This is a genomic window from Pseudomonas shahriarae (assembly GCF_014268455.2).
Classification (GTDB): domain Bacteria; phylum Pseudomonadota; class Gammaproteobacteria; order Pseudomonadales; family Pseudomonadaceae; genus Aquipseudomonas; species Aquipseudomonas shahriarae.
Window position 1 is genome coordinate 818,551 of sequence record NZ_CP077085.1, and the last position, 17,430, is coordinate 835,980.

A 17,430-nucleotide genomic window follows, 5' to 3' on the forward strand; every position below is an offset into this window, starting at 1 on the left:
GGGATGCATCCGCTGACGCTCTGCGTCACGACGTTAAGAGCGGGACGCGGAGCGTCCCAGGCGGCGTTCCCACGCGGAGCGTGGGAACGATCAGTCAGTCGAGGTCGCCCATGATCCGTCCGGCAAAGCCAAACACCCGGCGCAACCCTGCCAGCTCCACCAACTCCACCTCGCGACTCTGCCCCGGTTCAAAGCGCACCGCCGTGCCCGCCGGGATGTTCAGGCGCATGCCGCGGCTGAGGGCGCGGTCAAAGGTCAGCGCGTCGTTGGTCTCGAAAAAATGGTAATGGGAGCCGACCTGGATCGGCCGGTCGCCACTGTTGGCCACGCTCAGGCTCAATGTGCGCCGGCCCACATTCAATTCGATGTCGCCAGGCTGGATCTGGAATTGGCCAGGAATCATGCAGGTTGCCCCAGGGTCTTGTAGTAGATGGCGGTCGGGCTGTAGCGCCCGTCCGGGCTTTGGCAGTAATCCGGCAGCTCGCCGATTTTGGTGTAGCGCAGGGCCTGGTAGAAGGCTTCGGCGGGGGAGCCGGCTTCGGTGTCCAGGTACAGCAGGCCGCGCTTGTGCTGGCGCGCGCACAGCTCCAGGGCGCTCATCAATTGCTGGCCGAGGCCGTGGCGCCGGGCGTCATTGCGCACCAACAGTTTCTGCACCTCGGCACGGTTGAGGCCATTGGCTTTCTGGCACAGCGCCAGTTGCACACTGGCCAGGACTTGCTCATTACGCACCACCACCCACAGCAACACGCTGGCGTCCTCGACGCCGGCTTGTACGCCATCGAAGTAGCTGCGCGCCTGGGCCGCGTCGAGGTCGGCCATGAAGCCTACCGATGCGCCGTGCTGCACGGCGTCCAGCAACAACTCAATCAAGCCCTGGCGGTAATGGGCAAAACTTTCGGCATTCACTCGACGCAGTTGGGCAGCGTTCATCGCTATTACTCCTTGTGAACCGCCGGCGGCTGGGCGCCAGGGTTGAGCAGCAGTTGCATAAAGGTCAGGTCCAGCCAGCGGCCAAACTTGGTGCCTACCTGGGCCATCTGCCCGGTGACACTGAAGCCCAGGCGCTCATGCAGGCGGATCGAGGCCTGGTTGCCGCTTTCGATGGCGGCGACCATCACGTGTTTGTCGCAGGCCCTGGCGCGTTCGATCAGTGCCTGCATCAGCAAGGGGCCAAGGCCTTTGCCGCGTTGGTCGTTGCGCACGTACACCGAATGTTCGACGGTGTGGCGAAAACCGTCGAAGGGCCGCCAATCGCCGAACGAGGCATAGCCGACCACCTCCTCGGCTTCCACCGCCACCAGGATCGGATAGCACTGCGCCTGGCGCGCACTGAACCAGGCCTGGCGATTGCCCAGGTCCACGGGTTGGTCGTTCCAGATGGCGGTGCTGTTGAGCACGGCATCGTTGTAGATATCGCAGATGGCCGGCAGGTCGCCGTGTACCGCGTCACGAATCAGCAAGGACATGGCCGGGCCTCAGGCGATGGGTTGGTGGACGGTCACCAGTTTGGTGCCGTCCGGGAAAGTGGCTTCAACCTGGATATCCGGGATCATCTCCGGGATGCCTTCCATCACTTGCTCGCGACTGAGCAGGGTGGTGCCAAAGTGCATCAGGTCGGCCACGGTGCGCCCGTCGCGCGCGCCTTCAAGCAGGGCGGCGGAGATATAGGCGATGGTTTCCGGGTAATTGAGCTTCACCCCGCGCGCCAGGCGGCGCTCGGCCACCAGGCCTGCGGTGAAGATCAGCAGTTTGTCTTTTTCCCTTGGGGTCAGGTCCATGGTCAGCAGTCCGTCATAAAAAGCATTCTAAAAAACACCGAAGATTCATTGTGGGAACCCGCTCCCACACAAGCCCGGTTCCACCTTCATGTGTTCCAAATTCTTGGGGGTACAGCCTCACGCCCCAGCAGTGCCGGGCGCAACAGTCGCCATAAATCAATCAACCACGCCCGCGCCAGCAGGGTCTCGCTGGCCAGGCAGCGCGCCACCAGCAAGCCCGGCAACTGGGTCAGGTCGCCGCGTACTGCATGGGACAGGGCGCGACACTGTTCCAGCAGTTCACTGTCGATTTCACCGGTCACCAGCAAGGTGGCAAACACCGGCTGGCCATCCAGGCCGATCGGCGAGTCGAGTAGGCCGTCGTCGCCGACGATGCGCTGGCGCTCATGCCAGAGCAACTGGCCGTCGCGGCGGATGTCCAGGTGCGACTGGAAGTGCCCGCGCTCGAAACGCTCGCCACTGGCCGGGCGCCCCAGCGCCACCACATCCCAGTACAACAGCCGGGCGTCGCCGTGCAGGTCGATGCGGGTGCTGAGTTCGGCCTGGGCCGCACTGAACACGATGGTTTCCTGGGGCAGCCACTCCAGGGTGGCGCCGGCCTCGACCGTCAAAGCCACCTGCTGATAGGCCGGCCCGCTGGCGCGGTACCACTTGGCGGCGCCGGGGCTGGTCAATTGCGCCCACGCGCCCTCAGCCAGGTGGGCGGTGATCTCCAGGCGATCCCCTCCGGCAATCCCGCCCGGCGGGTGCACGATGATGTGCTGGCACACCTCGGGGCCTTCGGCGTACAGGTGCTTTTGCACCCGCAGCGGGCCCAGGTGGCGGCGCATCACCGGGCGTGTGCTGGCGCCGAAGCGTGCATAGCCCAACTCCAGCGCGGCGTGCCAGCTGGGGGTGAACAGGGCGGTGGGGGCAGGAACGGTCATGGTCAGGGCTTAATCAACGGGACGCTACAGATTAGATGGTAACCAGGCCGCGTACACCGTCGGCCTCCATATTTTCACCACGGCCCTGCTGGACGATCTCACCCCGGGACATCACCAGGTATTGATCGGCCAGTTCGGCGGCAAAATCGTAGAACTGCTCCACCAGCAAAATCGCCATGTCGCCGCGCTCGGCGAGCTTCTTGATCACCGCGCCGATCTCCTTGATCACCGACGGCTGGATACCTTCGGTGGGCTCATCGAGGATCAACAGGCGCGGACGGCTGGCCAGGGCGCGCCCGATGGCCAGTTGTTGCTGTTGCCCACCGGACAGGTCGCCACCGCGCCGGTGCTTCATTTGCAGCAGCACTGGGAACAGCTCGTAGATAAACGCCGGGACTTCCCTGGCTTCGCTGCCGGGAAAACGCGACAGGCCCATCAGCAGGTTTTCTTCCACCGTCAGCCGGCCGAAAATCTCGCGGCCCTGGGGCACGTAGGCGATGCCGGCGTGTACCCGCTGGTGCGGCTTGAAGCCGGTGATGGCCTTGCCTTCCCAGTTCACCGCACCTTCCTTGGCGGGCAGCAGGCCCATCAGGCATTTGAGCAGGGTGGTCTTGCCCACGCCGTTACGGCCGAGCAGGCAGGTGACTTCACCGACTTTCACGTCGAACGAAAGGCCGCGCAGGATGTGGCTGCCGCCGTAGTACTGGTGCAGCTTGTCGACTTGCAACATGTTCAAACTCTCCTCAAATCCCTGGTAGGAACCGGATCAACTGTGGGAGCTGGCTTGCCTGCGATGGCATCACCTCGGTCCATCAGACATACCGAGTTGTCTGGATCGCAGCGATGCGGCGATCCGACAAGGCAGCTCCCACATTTGATTTGGTTCCCACAGTAAGCGGTCTGTGTCTGGCTCAACGACCGAGGTACACCTCGATCACCCGCTCGTTTTCCTGCACCTGCTCCAGCGACCCTTCGGCCAGCACGCTGCCCTGGTGCAGCACCGTCACATGGTCGGCAATCGAGCCGACAAAGCCCATGTCGTGCTCCACCACCATCAGCGAATGCTTGCCCGCCAGGCGCTTGAACAGTTCGGCGGTGAACTCGGTCTCGGCGTCGGTCATGCCGGCCACGGGCTCGTCGAGCAGCAACAGTTGCGGGTCTTGCATCAGCAGCATGCCGATCTCCAGGAACTGCTTCTGGCCGTGGGACAGCAAGCCGGCCGGGCGCTGTACCGACGTGGTCAGGCGAATAGTGTCGAGCACCTCCTCAATGCGGTCTTTCTGTTCACCGCTCAGACGCGCGCGCAGGCTGGCCCACACCGATTTGTCGGTCTTCTGTGCCAGCTCCAGGTTCTCGAACACGCTCAGGGCCTCGAACACCGTGGGCTTCTGGAACTTGCGGCCGATACCGGCCTGGGCGATCTGCACTTCGCTCATGCGCGTCAGGTCCAGGGTTTCACCGAACCACGCCTTGCCGTGGCTGGGGCGGGTCTTGCCGGTGATGACGTCCATCAGCGTGGTCTTGCCCGCGCCGTTGGGGCCGATGATGCAGCGCAATTCGCCGACGCCGATGTACAGGTTCAAGTCGTTGAGGGCCTTGAAACCATCGAAGCTGACGCTGATATCTTCCAGGGTCAGGATCGTGCCATGGCGGGTATTGAGGCCCTTGCCGGCGGCCTGGCCGAGGCCGATGGCGTCGCGGCTGGTGCCCTGGTCGCGGTTCGGTTCGATGATCGGTTCGAGCATGAACTGGTCGGTTGCCGTGACTCTCATTGTTCGCCCCTTTTCTTCAGCAGGCCGATGATGCCCTTGGGCAGGTACAGGGTGACGATAATGAACAGTGCCCCCAGGAAGAACAGCCAGTACTCCGGGAAGGCCACGGTGAACCAGCTCTTCATACCGTTGACCACGCCGGCACCCAGCAGTGGGCCGATCAGTGTGCCGCGCCCGCCCAGGGCCACCCATACGGCGGCTTCGATGGAGTTGGTCGGCGACATTTCGCTGGGGTTGATGATGCCCACTTGCGGCACGTACAGCGCCCCGGCGAGGCCGCACAGCACCGCGCTCAACACCCACACAAACAGCTTGAAGCCACGCGGGTCATAGCCGCAGAACATCAGACGGTTTTCCGCGTCGCGCAGGGCCGTCAGCACCCGCCCGAACTTGCTCCGGGCCAGGCGCCAGCCGATAAACAGGCTGCCCACCAACAGCAGCACCGTGGCCAGGAACAGCACCGCGCGGGTACCGGGCTCGGTGATACCGAAGCCCAGGATGCTGCGGAAGTTGGTAAAGCCGTTATTGCCGCCAAAGCCGGTCTCGTTGCGGAAAAACAACAGCATCCCGGCAAAGGTCAGGGCCTGGGTCATGATCGAGAAATACACGCCCTTGATCCGCGAGCGAAAGGCAAAAAAGCCGAACACCAGCGCCAGCAAACCCGGGGCCAACACCACCAGGCACAGGGCCCAGAGGAAGTGCTGGGTGCCGAGCCAATACCACGGCAGTTCGGTCCACGACAGGAAGGTCATGAACGCCGGCAACTCGCTGCCGGCGGCCTGGCGCATCAGGTACATGCCCATGGCATAACCGCCTAGGGCAAAAAACAGGCCGTGCCCCAGGGACAACATACCGGCGTAGCCCCACACCAGGTCCAGGGCCAGGGCGACGATGGCGTAGCAGAGGATCTTGCCCACCAGCGTCAGGGTGTAGGCCGAGACATGCAATGCGTTATCGGCAGGCAGCAGCGACAGCAGCGGCAACGCCAGCAGCACGGCGAGGATCACCACACCCACCGCGATCGTTACCTTGGGGCCGGCCTTTTGCGCGGCTGTAAGCATCAATGGCTGGTTCATCAGTCGATCACCCGTCCTTTCAGTGCGAAGAGTCCTTGCGGGCGTTTCTGGATAAACAGAATGATCAGCGCGAGGATCAGGATCTTGCCGAGTACGGCACCGATCTGCGGTTCGAGAATCTTGTTGGCGATCCCCAGGCCAAAGGCGGCCATGACGCTGCCGGCCAACTGGCCGACCCCGCCGAGCACCACCACCAGGAACGAGTCGATGATGTAGCTCTGGCCCAGGTCCGGGCCGACGTTGCCGATCTGGCTCAGGGCCACGCCACCTAAGCCGGCGATACCCGAGCCGAGGCCAAAGGCGAGCATGTCCACACGCCCGGTGGGCACGCCGCAGCAGGCGGCCATGTTGCGGTTCTGGGTCACGGCACGCACGTTGAGGCCCAGGCGGGTCTTGTTCAGCAGCAGCCAGGTCAGCACCACCACGCACAACGCAAAGCCGATGATCACGATGCGGTTGTACGGCAGCACCAGGTTGGGCAGCACCTGGATCCCGCCCGACAGCCAGGCCGGGTTGGCCACTTCGACGTTCTGTGCACCGAACAGCAGGCGCACCAGTTGGATCAGCATCAGGCTGATGCCCCAGGTGGCGAGCAAGGTTTCCAGGGGGCGGCCGTAGAGGTGACGGATCACCGTGCGTTCCAGGGCCATGCCGATGCCGGCGGTGACAAAAAACGCCACCGGCAGCGCGATCAGCGGGTAGAACTCGATTGCCTGGGGCATGTAGCGCTGCATCAGCAACTGCACCACGTAGGTGGAGTAGGCACCGAGCATCAACATCTCGCCGTGGGCCATGTTGATCACCCCGAGCAAGCCGAAGGTGATCGCCAGGCCCAGGGCCGCCAGCAGCAGGATCGAACCCAGGGACATGCCGCTGAAGGCTTGCCCGAGGATCTCGCCCACCAGCAACTTGCGCTTGACCTGGGCCAGGCTGGTTTCGGCGGCGGTGTGCACCCCGGCATCGGTTTCCACGCCGGGCGCCAGCAAGGCTTCCAGGCGCGTGCGGGCCAGCGGGTCGCCGGTGCTGCCAAGCAGGCGCACGGCAGCCAGGCGCACGGCCGGATCGGGGTCGACCAGTTGCAGGTTGGCCAGGGCCAGGCTCAGGGCACTGTGGACGTCGTCGTCGGCTTCGCTGGCGAGTTGCTGGTCGAGGAATTTCAGTTGCGCAGGCTGCGCGCTTTTTTGCAGGGTCCGCGCAGCGGCCAGGCGCACCGTGGGATCGGCGGCGAGCAGTTGTTGGCTGGCCTGCACATTATCGATCAGGCCGCGCAGGCGGTTGTTCAGGCGCACGGTCTTGGGTTCGCCGTTGACCGTGAGTTGGCCTTGTTGCAGGGCGTTGACCAACTCGATGCGCGCCGGGTCAGGCTGGGCGGCCCAGTCCTGCAACAGCTTGGCTTGTTGGCTCGGGTTGGCGGCGAGGAAGTCTTCGGCATCACCGGCGTGTGCGGCCAGGGGCAGCAACAGCAGGCAGGCCAGGAGGAAGCGGTGGAGGGCAGTGGGCATAAACAAATGTCCTGGTCATGCGCGGACTAGGTTTATGTGGGAGCGGCGATTCGACCTGCTCCCACATTTGATCTGTGGTGCGGTTTAGTTGCTCTTCACCGCGTGATCCGGCTTCTTGTCATTGCCAGGGATGTACGGGCTCCACGGCTGGGCACGGATCGGCCCTTCGGTCTGCCACACCACCGAGAACTGGCCGTCGGACTGGATCTCGCCAATCATCACCGGCTTGTGCAGGTGGTGGTTGGTCTTGTCCATGGTCAGGGTGTAGCCCGACGGTGCCGCAAAAGTCTGGCCGGCCAGGGCTTCGCGCACCTTGTCGACGTCGGTGGACTTGGCTTTCTCAGCGGCCTGCGCCCACATATGGATGCCGACGTAGGTGGCTTCCATCGGGTCGTTGGTCACCGCTTTATCGGCGCCCGGCAGGTTGTGTTTCTTGGCGTAGGCTTTCCAGTCGGCGACGAACTTGGCGTTGACCGGGTTTTCTACCGACTGGAAGTAGTTCCACGCCGCCAGGTTGCCCACCAGCGGCTTGGTGTCGATGCCGCGCAGTTCTTCTTCGCCCACCGAGAACGCCACCACCGGTACCTCGGTCGCCTTCAGGCCCTGGTTGGCCAGTTCCTTGTAGAACGGCACGTTGGAGTCGCCATTGACCGTGGAGACCACGGCGGTCTTGCCGCCCGCCGAGAACTTTTTGATGTTGGCCACGATGGTCTGGTAATCGCTATGGCCGAACGGGGTGTAGACCTCTTCGATGTCCTTGTCGGCCACGCCTTTGGAATGCAGGAACGCACGCAGGATCTTGTTGGTGGTGCGCGGGTACACGTAGTCGGTGCCCAGCAGGAAGAAACGCTTGGCGCTGCCGCCTTCTTCGCTCATCAGGTATTCCACTGCCGGGATCGCCTGCTGGTTCGGCGCGGCGCCGGTGTAGAACACGTTGGGCGACATTTCTTCGCCTTCGTATTGCACCGGGTAGAACAGCAGGCCGTTGAGTTCTTCGAACACCGGCAGCACCGATTTACGCGACACCGAGGTCCAGCAGCCGAACACCACCGCGACCTTGTCCTGGGTCAGCAACTGTCGGCCCTTTTCGGCGAACAGCGGCCAGTTGGAGGCCGGGTCGACCACCACCGCTTCGAGCATCTTGCCGTTCACTCCGCCCTTGGCGTTGATCTCGTCGATGGTCATCAGCGCCATGTCCTTGAGGGACGTTTCGGAAATGGCCATGGTCCCGGACAGCGAATGCAGGATGCCGACCTTGATGGTCTCGGCGGCCTGGACGGTCCAGGTCAGGCCCATGGCGGCAATGGATGCCGACAGAGTGAAAGCCTTGATCAAGCTGCGACGCTTCATGGTGCGATCTCCAGAACTGATTATTTTCATGAGGGCAGATAGGGGCATTGCTGGAGCGTTTGCAAAGGCTGTGCCTAGTGCCTGCACCGCGCGGTTGCAGGGGCTATCGACTGGGTGGGCAAGGCACGCTGCACCAAGTGAGGGCCTGTTTTGCATGCTGGTGCGTGAGGCGCGCCCGAATAGGGCAGGGCGCGACGGCAGATAACTATCTAGCGCCCCCTGCCAGGCCGCAGCGGTGATTATTTGGCTGGCTGTGTGGCCAGCGTCTGGCCACAGCGATTATCCAATTGGAGGGGATGTCATGGAGCGACCTAAACGCGGCTGGTTCGGGGGCGGTTTGCAGTCAGATGCGGTGCTGCCGCCAGTGGGGCCGGCCTTTGCCAGCATGGATGATGCGGCTCGTTATGCTCATCAGCAGATTGGTCGGCGGCGGGATGTGGAGTACGGCGGAGTGATTCTGGAGAGCCTGGCGGATGGTTACTTTCATTCCACCGAGCCCATCGCCGGGGAGCGCAATAGTTTCGATCACTGGAAGGTACTGAAGGTCGACAGCAATGGGCAGTACCTGGCCCCGGAAGGCTATCGGTGTGTGGCCGACTACCACTCTCACCCCGATCTGTTCGATGAGTTCGAAGCCAATAATCCGCAGTTTTCCGATCGTCAGGTCCGGGCGCTGAACGGCTTTTTTTCGGACATTGATCTGGCCATCAATATTCTGGAGCGCGGTTTTTTCTCTGCGTCCTATCTGTCCGCTCCCGACGGCGCGCTGCTCAAGCATGTCACCAGCGGCTCGGAAGAGGAGCGCCGTTTCGGGGTCTGGCTTGATCAAAAGCTGCACTTCAATCATGAGGACGGGATCCCCGACAACAAACCGGAAAGCCTTATCAAGAAGGTGCTCAGTGTCAGCCAACTGTCCTTTGTGGTGTCCAGTCCCTTGTGGGGCGGTTCGGTGGGCACCGTTCCCAAGCAGTGGCAGCCGTATTCACCCTTTGCTTCACACACCTACGACCTGCCTGCCTGCGGGCCTGTCCAGGCGGGACTGACGGCTGCGTTGGCGGTGCTGCAGGCGCGCAGCCCCCAGCGGACACGGCCGGTGTTTATCCTCAAGCACGTCGACAAAGAAGACTATGTGCTGAGCGAACCCCAGGCCGATGGCGCACCGGCGCTGTCGGTTCAACAGCTCTTCCCGCGCACCCCGGATGGCAAGCGCGTGGTGCACGACCATTTTCATTGGGTCGGGGTCTATCTGGGAAAAACCCCGACGCCAGTGCGGCTCGCCGCCCTGGAACCCTGGCTGTACCGTAACTTCTTTACTCCGCTTGAGCTGGCGACCCAGCTTTATCAGGGGCACCAGGCCACGGATTTACTGGGGCCGGGGCGCCAGCTGTGGTTCTATCGCAACCTCAACGATGGCGCGTTGTTGCGATACACCTGTGGGTTTTCGGCGGCTGAGACGGAGCTTTTTCGCGTCGCGCCCAGCGGTCGGGTGGTGGATAACCAGATTGATTCGGCGCTGCTTGCCGGCACGTTGCGGCCGCGGGATTTTGTACTGCGCGTGGCAGCGGCCGGGCATTTGGCGGTGATCCGGGCAGGGAAGATCTGGGACAAGGTTGGCCCGGTCGATGGGCACTGGCGTGCTTGTTCGTTGATTCCCAAGCCCGTCTTGAGCCCGCCTTTTGCCACGGCCGACGATGCTGCCCGCTGGGCCCACAATCGGATCGGCGAGCGGCGTGACAAGGAGTATGGCGGCGCGGTACTGAAACAGGGCGGGCGTTATTTCGCCACTGAGCCGGTGGCCGGTGCGTCCATTCAGTTTGATTTCCGCACCATGATGGCCACCGACGAGCATGACTACTTCATTGCACCGTCGCCCTATGACTGCCACGCCTTCTACCATTCGCATCCGGCAGGCTCCGCTGGGGAACAACAGCTGCACGAACAGTTTTCCGCCGACCAGGTCAGGGTGTTTATCAGCTTTTTCTCGTCGGCCGACCAGGCGTTTATCATCGGTAACCGCGAGTTCGCCCCGGCCCACTATCTCTCGGGGCCGGAGGGCTCTTTGCTCAAGTACATGAGCAGCGGCTCGGCAGCGGAGCAGAAGCTGCTCAAGCAACTGACCGGCGAGCTGGAGATCGAGCCATTCACTGACTTTGAAGGGGCCATCTGGGGCTTTGCGGATGTTGGAGACCTGCGGGTGGTTTTGCCCAATCGTGTCTGGGGCGGTGCTCGCGGTCGGATATCCAGAGGCTGGCGTCTCGGCAACCCGGTCGCCCCCGCCGGCAGTGTGCAGGAACAGCCGTTCTTTACGCCGGTCGCCGGCATGGGGCATGTGGCGGCGCTGATCGCCCTGAATAATCTCGACTCGCTGCCGCCTGCTGCATACCAGGGGTTTGTCCTCAAGCATCAGACCCGCTCGTCGTATGTCGCGACGTTACCGGTGGCGGCGGGCTCGACCCTGGCAAGCCTGTTCCCGACCCGCGCCGACGGTCAGCCGAAACTGCTCTCTAACTATCGGGTGGTCGGCGTCTACCGGAACGCACCGCGCTTCGAGCCCGGGCAATTGCCGGCCAGCGAAGCCTGGTTGTACAAGCGCTTTGCCAGCCCGGCGCTGTGGGTGGACGCCATGACTCAGGCCATCGCCACCTTCGGCCTGCAAATCGCCGGACTGGGGTTCAAGCTGTATCTGCAGACCGCCGACAACGCGCTGCTGCATTGGCAGGTGCCGAGTGCGCAGACCGCCAACGAACTGTTCAGCGTGGCGGGCCAGGCAGTCACCGACAACGGCAACCAGGTCGCCTTGCTCGATGGCTCGCTGACCCCGCGCGAGTTCGTGCGCCGGGTCATCCGCGCTGGGGAGTTGGTGGTGCTTCAGCAGGGCGGGTTATGGAACGTCCTGGGGCCGATGCATGACCTTGAGCAACTGCCGTTGGGCTCGGGCGCCATGGTGCTCAGTGCCTCGTTCCTGACGGCCGATGACGCCGCACGCCATGCCCACGAGAAGATCGGCTTTCGCCGTGGGACCGCTCTGGGTGGCTACCTCCTCAAGAAGACCGACGGGCGGTTTGTGTTCACTGATCCGGTGAGCATCCACGGTGACGGCTTTGCCTCCGACCTGCTGCTGCCGACACAGGGCAGTGGCTTGCTGGTGCCCCCGGCGGGTTATGAAATTCATGCCCGCTACGCGTCCCATGCGGCTTTGTCCTTGAGTGACCTGGGGCGCCAGCGGCGTCTTGGCTGGACCCTTGCCGACCTGGAGGTGAATATCACGATGTTCTCGGACAGGGAGATCCGCTCGGTGATCGAGTCCCGGCAGCCGGCCTATCTGAGCGGGTCGCCGAACAACCTGATCGGCTACACCCCCAGTGGCTCGGCCAATGAATTGCTGGTGCTCAACAACACCACCCGCGAGCCGGGCCAGCATGGGTATTTCGAACGGTTGGAAAGCGGCAAGCTCAAGCCCGTGGACATTGTCAGCCGCCTGGCGGAGGCGGGCAATCTGCAGGTGCTGATTCGCAGCCAGTTGTGGGGGCCGCGTGGCAAGGTCTACAACGACTGGACGCCCAACTTCGAGTACGCCGAAGTGGCTCTGCAAGCCCCGGCGTTTGGTGCGATTTTCAACAGCCAGGACGCGGCGGCACTCAACGCCCACGTTCGCTGGTACGGCAGGAACCTGGATGCCCAGGGAGGGGCGGCCTACATCCTCAAACACCCACAACGCGATGAATTCGTGGTCAGTGAACTGTTGCCGGTCAAGCCGGACGGGCGTTGGTTGAGTGATTCCACCCGAGGCGCCGGGTATCTGGCCGGTGGCGATTTCGCCAAGGGGTTTGTCCTGGTGGGCCTGCTGTATTCACAGCAATGGCTGCCCGTGGGGCTATCCACGACAGAGGCCTGGCTGACGAGTTTTTTTGTCACGCCCGAGGTGTTGTTGCGTGCTGAAGAGGATGCCCGGAATTTACCGCGGTCTTCCACCACTCCCGTGCTGCCGGTGTATTTTTCGACGTTGGACGGGGCCTTGCTGCGGTATCAGCCCCAGGCTTCGTCATTGCTCAAGCAGAGTAGTGGCGGGGACGGTGTGACGATCCAGGGCATGAGCCTGCGCAATGGCTCCCTGGATACCCGCCGCTATATTTCGCTGATTGCCAAGGCCGGAGACTTGCGGGTGTTGTACAGCAGCCAGTGCTGGGACCGACGGGGCCCGGTGAGCGAAAACGCTGTGTTATGGCGGCCCTATAGGAACTTTATCCGTCGTCGCCTGGGGCCGGCTTTCCAGGAGCAGGATGATGCGGTGCGGCATGTGCGCTCGCAGCTGAGCAATCACGATAACGGAGGGATGGGGGGGGTGATCCTCAAACGCCCTGACGGCCTGTTCGTGGCGACCGAACCGTTGAGGGTGCCTCGGGAAGATTTCGATCCCAAGTGGATCCTGCCGGATGAAGTGGTCGCCTCCGGGGGCTTTCCGGCGGGACACACGATTGTCGCGCGCTACCGCACCAGCCCGGTGCGGGAGTTGCCGTTTGCTCTGGAGGTCACGCAAAAAAACGTCTATCGCAACATGCTCTCCACCCGGGTGATCAGTTCATCGTTGCAGTCCCCGGACACGCGCCTGACCCGTGAGTATCTATTGGGCAGTGACGGCTGTGTGCTCAGTTACACCCGAAGCCATACAGTCCTGGAGGATGAGCTGAAAAAGGCCTTGCTGCCGTTGAAGCTCGAACGGGCGGAACTGTTGGATAACCTTGTCGAGCGCCAGATGCGCGATGGCACGCTGACCCCGGTCGAGTTTGTTTCCCGGTTGGGCCAGGCCGGTGTATTGCGGGTCGTGGAGGGGAGCCAGGTGTGGGGTCTGCCCCGCAGGATCAGCACCCCGTTCATTGCCAACCTCGACCGACCTGAGCCGTTATTGATCAGGAACTCGCTGGCCGATCCGCCGTTCAGCCCGGTCTTCACTCAGGAACAGGATGCCGTGCGCTATGCCCATGAGCACTGCAGGCACGGCGAAAGCCTGCAGTTCGGCTACATCTTCAAGTCGCACAGATCGGGGCATTACATGGTCAGTCTGCCGCTGGTGCGCCAGAGCTATCGCGACTACAACCAGGTTTTCCCCCAGGGCCTGTTTCCCCAGGGCTATACGCTCGAAGGTTTCTACCTCTGTGCTACCCGGGAGGTTCTGACAGCGGAGGATGACCCGTTGCATCAGGCGTTCTTTCTGCCCTCGGATATTGATACGGGGATACGCTTCTCCATTCACGGGCTCAAGGACAAAAAACTAACGTTTTACCTGTCGTGCCTGGACGGCGCGCTGCTCAGGTATCAGTACCTTGGCACTGATGAGCAACTGGACACCCTGAGCACGCTACAGACCCTGCGTTTGCAGCTACTGCAGGGGGGCGCCCGCATGCTCGACTACGTGCGCAGCCTGATTGCCCGAGGCAATCTGGATATATTGATCGAGGGCCGTGTCTGGTCCGGCACTGTGCGGGTCGCCGCCGATTGGCGACCCGGTACGGGGGAAGGCTTTTTTGCAACCTGGCAGGCTTGTGGCCCGCTCTTTTCCCTTGCCGACGATGCAGCGCGCGCCATCCATCGCAGGCTCGCGCCGTATCGGGGGCGGGAGTACCTGGCCGCCGTATTGGGCAACCCCACGCGCACCTCGTTTGTCGGAACGCAACCATTGGCGGCCGGGCTCGATACGGCGCAGCAACTGGCACTTTTCTACACGGGGCCCGACGGGCCGGTACAGCCTCTGGTACAGCCGGTGGGCCGCCCGGTGCCGTTACCCGTGTTCCCGTCGCGCTATGAAGTGGTCGCTGCCCAGCTTGTCTATAAAAGCATGCCGTCTACTCAAAGCAGTGATCCCAAGGAACAGAGGCTGATCAATAACTTTGTCGGCCCGACCCTCCTCGGATTCTATCTGCGCGTGGTACGTGCCCATGCGCAACGGCCAGCCAGCGTTTATCTGTCGGTTCGCGAAGGGGCGCTCCTCAAATACATCCCGAGTTTTTCCAGGATGGAAGAGGAGGTCATGGTGTTGGGCACCGGTCTTCAGCCCAGTGTCTTTTTGAAACGCGTGACCAGTAGCGGTGAGCTTTTTGTACTGGAGCGGGATGCGTTATGGCGGTACGAGGGACGCCTGTCAGACGCTCAGGTCGATACCCGCGACGACACGCAAACCGAAGAAATCCAGATGGATGAAGCGTTGAGGATACGCGACCGCGATGAGTTGTAAGGGCGAGGGTCACCTGCCGATACGCCGCCGGTCGATGAGTGTTGAGGAGGCCTAGCGCCTGCGCATCAGGCCAATAAAAAACAGCCCGCCAATCGCCGCCGTGGCTACGCCTATCGGCAGGTCTTCGGGGGCGATCAGGGTGCGCGCGGCGACGTCCACCCAGACCAGGAACAGGCTGCCCACCAGCACACAAACCGGCAATAAGCGCCGGTGCTCGGCGCCCACCAGGCGCCGGGCGATATGCGGCACCATCAGCCCGACAAAGCCAATAGAGCCGCTGATCGACACCAGCACGCCGGTCATCAGCGAGGCAATCAAAAACACCCGCAGCCGTACCGTGCGGGCATTCAGGCCCAGGGTCACGGCGGTCTGCTCGCCGGCCATCAGCGCGTTCAGTGGGCGGGCCATGCCCAGCAGCAACAGCAGGCCCAACAGCACGGTGGCGCTGGGAATCGCCAGCAGTTCCCAGCGTGCCAGGCCGAGGCCGCCGAGCATCCAGAACATCACCGCCGACGCGGCACGATGGTCGCCCATGAACAGCAGCAGATTGGCTGCCGCCATCATCACAAACGACACCGCCACGCCGCACAGCAACAGGCGATCACTCTCCAGCCGGCCGTTGCGACTGGCTACCGCCAGCACCACCAGCATGCTCAGCAAGGCGCCGATAAAGGCGGCGATGGGCAGGGTCAGCAGGCCGATGATCTGGCCGACATGCAGCACCACAATCACCGCGCCCAGGGTGGCGCCCGAGGTCACGCCCAGCAGGTGCGGGTCGGCCAGCGGGTTGCGGGTGACTGCCTGCAAGACCGCGCCGATCAGCGCCAGGCCGGCGCCCACCAGTGCCCCGAGCACCATGCGCGGCACGCGGATCAGCCAGACGATATGCTCCTGGCCCACCGACCAATCCACTTCGCCGATTCCCAGGGCCTTGTGCAACAGAATCCGCCACACCACGTCCACCGGCACCCGCGCCGAGCCGAAGCCCAGCGAGACCACACAGGACACCAGCAGCACCGCACCCAGGGCGGCGAGCAGCAGGGCATAGCGGCGCTCGATCATTGGCCGTGGAACCCCTTGGCCAGGGTTTCCACCGCCAGCACATTGTCGATGCCCGGCGTGGCCTGCACGTAGGGGATCACGATAAAGCGCCGCTGCTTGATCGCATCCACCGATTGCAGGGCCCGGTTATCCAACAGGAACTGGATTTTCTGCTCGGCAGTGATTTCGCTGTAGTCGACGATCACGATCACCTGGGGGTTACGCTCGACGACGGTCTCCCAGTTGACCCGGGTCCAGCTGGCATCCACATCGTCGAGGATATTGCGCCCGCCGGCGGCCGCGATCAGCGCCTGGGGCATGCCCAGGCGGCCGGAGGTCATGGCGCGGTCTTCGCCGCTGTCGTAGAGAAATACCCGTGGCTGTTCGGCGGGCAGGGTTTTCTGCACGGCGCCGACCTGGGCCTGCATCCGGGCGATCAGGGCATTGGCGCGGTCCTGCACGTCGAAGATCCGGCCCAGGTTGCGCAGGTCGTTATAGGTGTCGTCCAGGGTCGCAGCCGGGCGCTTCATCACGAATGCGCACGACTCGGTCAATTCCAGCACGTTGATGCCCAACGGTTGCAGGGTTTGCGGGGTGAGGTCGCCACCGACGCGCATGCCGTAGTCCCAGCCGGCGAAGAAGAAATCCACGTTGGCATTGAGCAGGGTTTCCACCGACGGATACTTGGCCGCCAGTTCCGGCAGGCCGTCGAGAAGGGTGGCCATTTGCGGGGTCACCGCCTTCCAGCCGGTCACGCCGCTGTAGCCGACCATGCGCGACTTGAGGCCCAGGGCGAGCATCATCTGGGTCATGTTGATGTCGTGGCTGACCGCGTGTTCAGGGGCTTGATTGAAGGTTACCTCGCGGTTGCAGCTCTGGATCTTCAACGGGTAGCGGGTGGCTTCGGCAAAGGCCTGGGTTGCACCGCACAGCAGGGTAAGGCACAGCAGGGAACGCAGGATCATGGTTGGGTTATCCAGGTGATTCGTGGGTAGCCGGACAAAGGGTGGGTGTCGATCAAGGCATCAACCCCGAACACCTCACGCAGCAGCTCGACGGTCAGTACTTGGTGGGGCGTGCCGCTGGCGACGATGCGGCCATGGTTGATCACGTACAGGCGATCACAGAAGGCCGCGGCCAGGTTCAGGTCGTGGATGCTGGCCAGGGTGCCGATCTGCAGGCGCTTGACCAGCTTGAGCAGCTCCAGTTGGTAGCGCGGGTCGAGGTGGTTGGTCGGCTCGTCGAGGATCAGCAGTTGCGGTTGCTGGGCCAGGGCGCGGGCGAGGATCACGCGCTGCTTTTCACCGCCGGACAGGGTGGCGAAGGCATGGTCTTCAAAGCCCAGCAGGCCGACGGACTCGAGGGCCTGTTGAATCAATTGGCGGTCGTGCAGGGTATCGCTGTCGAACAGCCCTTTGTGCGGAGTGCGGCCCATGGCGACCACTTCATCGACCCGCAGGCCGAAGGCATCGGGGAATTCCTGCAGCACCACGGCGATGCGCTGGGCGCACCAGCGCGAGGATTGCTTCCACACGTTCTGGTGATCGAGGTGCACTTCGCCCTGCTCGGGTTTGCTGAAGCGGTAGGCGCAGCGCAACAGGCTGGTCTTGCCGCTGCCATTGGGCCCGATCAACCCGACAAACTCCCCGGCACCCACCTGCAGGCTGGCATCACGCAGATGGAACTGGTGATGGCAGTGGCCATGCCCCAGGGGGGACCAGGCGAGGTGGTGAAGGTTGAGTGTGGGCATCAA

The 17,430-nt window shown here is 63.1% G+C and carries 14 protein-coding genes; 1 reads left to right on the forward strand and 13 read right to left on the reverse strand.

The features are described 5' to 3' along the window. Positions 1–94: 94 nt before the first annotated feature. The 10 genes from HU773_RS03605 to urtA form a co-directional block, all read right to left on the reverse strand. Positions 95–403, reverse strand: a complete 309-nt coding sequence (locus HU773_RS03605; protein ID WP_057958190.1) for an urease subunit beta — start codon at positions 401–403, stop codon at positions 95–97. Next, positions 400–933 carry a GNAT family N-acetyltransferase gene (locus HU773_RS03610; RefSeq protein WP_057437504.1) on the reverse strand — a complete coding sequence of 178 codons (534 nt, stop codon included), beginning with the start codon at positions 931–933 and terminating at the stop codon, positions 400–402. Before HU773_RS03610 ends, HU773_RS03605 begins: the two co-directional genes overlap by 4 nt. A 5-nt stretch (positions 934–938) precedes the next feature. Next, positions 939–1,469 (reverse strand): GNAT family N-acetyltransferase, encoded by a 531-nt coding sequence (locus HU773_RS03615; RefSeq protein WP_115127280.1) that lies wholly within the window; start codon positions 1,467–1,469, stop codon positions 939–941. Positions 1,470–1,478: 9 nt separating this feature from the next. Continuing rightward, positions 1,479–1,781 carry an urease subunit gamma gene (locus tag HU773_RS03620; RefSeq protein ID WP_032862374.1) on the reverse strand — a complete coding sequence of 101 codons (303 nt, stop codon included), beginning with the start codon at positions 1,779–1,781 and terminating at the stop codon, positions 1,479–1,481. Positions 1,782–1,867: 86 nt separating this feature from the next. Beyond that, positions 1,868–2,707 carry an urease accessory protein UreD gene (locus HU773_RS03625; protein ID WP_128593128.1) on the reverse strand — a complete coding sequence of 280 codons (840 nt, stop codon included), beginning with the start codon at positions 2,705–2,707 and terminating at the stop codon, positions 1,868–1,870. Positions 2,708–2,738: 31 nt separating this feature from the next. Next, on the reverse strand, positions 2,739–3,437 hold the full coding sequence (gene urtE, locus HU773_RS03630; RefSeq protein WP_057437509.1) for an urea ABC transporter ATP-binding subunit UrtE: 699 nt from the start codon (positions 3,435–3,437) through the stop codon (positions 2,739–2,741). Between the two features lie 181 nt (positions 3,438–3,618). Next, positions 3,619–4,479: an urea ABC transporter ATP-binding protein UrtD gene (gene urtD / locus HU773_RS03635; protein WP_057437511.1), complete on the reverse strand. Its 861-nt coding sequence runs from the start codon at positions 4,477–4,479 to the stop codon at positions 3,619–3,621. Further along, entirely contained in the window at positions 4,476–5,555 is a 1,080-nt protein-coding gene (gene urtC / locus HU773_RS03640) for an urea ABC transporter permease subunit UrtC (RefSeq protein WP_057437513.1), read from the reverse strand. Before urtC ends, urtD begins: the two co-directional genes overlap by 4 nt. After that, positions 5,555–7,057 (reverse strand): urea ABC transporter permease subunit UrtB, encoded by a 1,503-nt coding sequence (urtB, locus tag HU773_RS03645; RefSeq protein WP_128593127.1) that lies wholly within the window; start codon positions 7,055–7,057, stop codon positions 5,555–5,557. The genes urtC and urtB overlap by 1 nt, the downstream gene beginning before the upstream one ends. Before the next feature lie 84 nt (positions 7,058–7,141). Then, positions 7,142–8,407 carry an urea ABC transporter substrate-binding protein gene (gene urtA, locus HU773_RS03650; protein ID WP_057437515.1) on the reverse strand — a complete coding sequence of 422 codons (1,266 nt, stop codon included), beginning with the start codon at positions 8,405–8,407 and terminating at the stop codon, positions 7,142–7,144. Positions 8,408–8,708: 301 nt separating this feature from the next. Between urtA and HU773_RS03655 the strand changes: the two genes are divergently transcribed. Beyond that, positions 8,709–14,636, forward strand: a complete 5,928-nt coding sequence (locus HU773_RS03655) for a DUF4329 domain-containing protein (protein WP_186625840.1) — start codon at positions 8,709–8,711, stop codon at positions 14,634–14,636. A 51-nt stretch (positions 14,637–14,687) separates the two neighbouring features. Here the strand turns inward: HU773_RS03655 and HU773_RS03660 are convergent, their stop codons facing one another. The 3 genes from HU773_RS03660 to HU773_RS03670 are packed head-to-tail and all read right to left on the reverse strand — an operon-like array spanning position 14,688 to position 17,427. Further along, a complete protein-coding gene (locus tag HU773_RS03660; protein WP_057958193.1) occupies positions 14,688–15,698 on the reverse strand; it encodes a FecCD family ABC transporter permease in 1,011 nt (336 codons plus the stop codon). Next, positions 15,695–16,642 (reverse strand): ABC transporter substrate-binding protein, encoded by a 948-nt coding sequence (locus HU773_RS03665; RefSeq protein WP_170044487.1) that lies wholly within the window; start codon positions 16,640–16,642, stop codon positions 15,695–15,697. The genes HU773_RS03660 and HU773_RS03665 overlap by 4 nt, the downstream gene beginning before the upstream one ends. Beyond that, positions 16,639–17,427, reverse strand: coding sequence for an ABC transporter ATP-binding protein (locus tag HU773_RS03670; protein ID WP_057437525.1), 789 nt, complete (start codon positions 17,425–17,427; stop codon positions 16,639–16,641). The genes HU773_RS03665 and HU773_RS03670 overlap by 4 nt, the downstream gene beginning before the upstream one ends. Positions 17,428–17,430 lie beyond the last annotated feature (3 nt).

Bases quoted from the DNA above. Each gene is read 5' to 3' on its own strand.
- HU773_RS03605 (WP_057958190.1), bottom strand. From the start codon at position 403: ATGATTCCTGGCCAATTCCAGATCCAGCCTGGCGACATCGAATTGAAT.
- HU773_RS03610 (WP_057437504.1), bottom strand. From the start codon at position 933: ATGAACGCTGCCCAACTGCGTCGAGTGAATGCCGAAAGTTTTGCCCAT.
- HU773_RS03615 (WP_115127280.1), bottom strand. From the start codon at position 1,469: ATGTCCTTGCTGATTCGTGACGCGGTACACGGCGACCTGCCGGCCATC.
- HU773_RS03620 (WP_032862374.1), bottom strand. From the start codon at position 1,781: ATGGACCTGACCCCAAGGGAAAAAGACAAACTGCTGATCTTCACCGCA.
- HU773_RS03625 (WP_128593128.1), bottom strand. From the start codon at position 2,707: ATGACCGTTCCTGCCCCCACCGCCCTGTTCACCCCCAGCTGGCACGCC.
- urtE (WP_057437509.1), bottom strand. From the start codon at position 3,437: ATGTTGCAAGTCGACAAGCTGCACCAGTACTACGGCGGCAGCCACATC.
- urtD (WP_057437511.1), bottom strand. From the start codon at position 4,479: ATGAGAGTCACGGCAACCGACCAGTTCATGCTCGAACCGATCATCGAA.
- urtC (WP_057437513.1), bottom strand. From the start codon at position 5,555: ATGAACCAGCCATTGATGCTTACAGCCGCGCAAAAGGCCGGCCCCAAG.
- urtB (WP_128593127.1), bottom strand. From the start codon at position 7,057: ATGCCCACTGCCCTCCACCGCTTCCTCCTGGCCTGCCTGCTGTTGCTG.
- urtA (WP_057437515.1), bottom strand. From the start codon at position 8,407: ATGAAGCGTCGCAGCTTGATCAAGGCTTTCACTCTGTCGGCATCCATT.
- HU773_RS03655 (WP_186625840.1), top strand. From the start codon at position 8,709: ATGGAGCGACCTAAACGCGGCTGGTTCGGGGGCGGTTTGCAGTCAGAT.
- HU773_RS03660 (WP_057958193.1), bottom strand. From the start codon at position 15,698: ATGATCGAGCGCCGCTATGCCCTGCTGCTCGCCGCCCTGGGTGCGGTG.
- HU773_RS03665 (WP_170044487.1), bottom strand. From the start codon at position 16,642: ATGATCCTGCGTTCCCTGCTGTGCCTTACCCTGCTGTGCGGTGCAACC.
- HU773_RS03670 (WP_057437525.1), bottom strand. From the start codon at position 17,427: ATGCCCACACTCAACCTTCACCACCTCGCCTGGTCCCCCCTGGGGCAT.